Source organism: Arthrobacter sp. JCM 19049 (assembly GCF_001310435.1).
This window is the reverse complement of the sequence record NZ_BAXF01000811.1, coordinates 1-735: the sequence shown is the minus strand read 5'-3', so window position 1 is coordinate 735 and position 735 is coordinate 1. Positions and strand designations below refer to the sequence as shown.

Annotated in this window: 1 protein-coding gene; it reads left to right on the top strand. The window is 67.1% G+C overall.

The window, feature by feature from the left end:
- Positions 1-408 precede the first annotated feature (408 nt).
- On the top strand, positions 409-657 hold the full coding sequence (locus tag JCM19049_RS16445) for an HNH endonuclease signature motif containing protein (protein ID WP_054822073.1): 249 nt from the start codon (positions 409-411) through the stop codon (positions 655-657).
- Positions 658-735: the final 78 nt, after the last annotated feature.

Genomic DNA, 735 nt, shown 5'->3' with positions numbered 1-735 from the left:
AGCAGGCGAACGCCGGGGCGGATGACCGTCCGGACTTCCTGCCCGACGACGTGGATGACTCGGCCCGCTGGGAACCGGCGGCTCCGGGGCTGGAACCCACCCCACCGGAACGGGCGCTGAACGCAATCATGGACCTGCTCACCAGTTCCCCCACCGGCACCGGACAACGCAAGACGATCCGCCCCGAAGCGGTCGTCTACCTGCAGCTGCAGGACCTGCGCGATCTGGCCTCGGCCCACGCGCAAACGGCCCACGGCTGGACCTTCCGCCAGGAGAACTCAGGCGGCTGCTGTGCCAGGCCAACATCATTTCGGCCGTGCTGGGCGCCAAGAGCGAACTGCTGGACTACGGGCGAACCCAACGCCTGGTTCCGCTCTCGCTGCAGCGCGCGGTGTTGGCCCGGGACCGATGTTGCCTGGTGCCGGGTGCACCGCGCCACCCTCCCAACTGCAGTTCCACCACATCAAACCGTGGTACCTCGGTGGGAAAACGGAGCTGGCCAATATCGGGCCGTTCTGCGACTCCGACCACCACGCAGTGGACAGCGGGCAGATCGAGGTGGTGGTGATCGACGGGCTGCCCTACGTGATCATGCCCAAGCACACCGATCCGGAACAAAAGCCGCAGCGCAACACCTACTGGAACCCAAACCCGTAGCCTCCCCGTGCCCGACGCGGCGGCGCTGCGCTCTGGATAAGCCAACGGCGCCGGGCCCAGTTTCCCTCAGAAAGCTGG

Coding starts and splice junctions, on each gene's coding strand:
- JCM19049_RS16445 (WP_054822073.1), top strand. CDS start 409: ATGTTGCCTGGTGCCGGGTGCACCGCGCCACCCTCCCAACTGCAGTTC.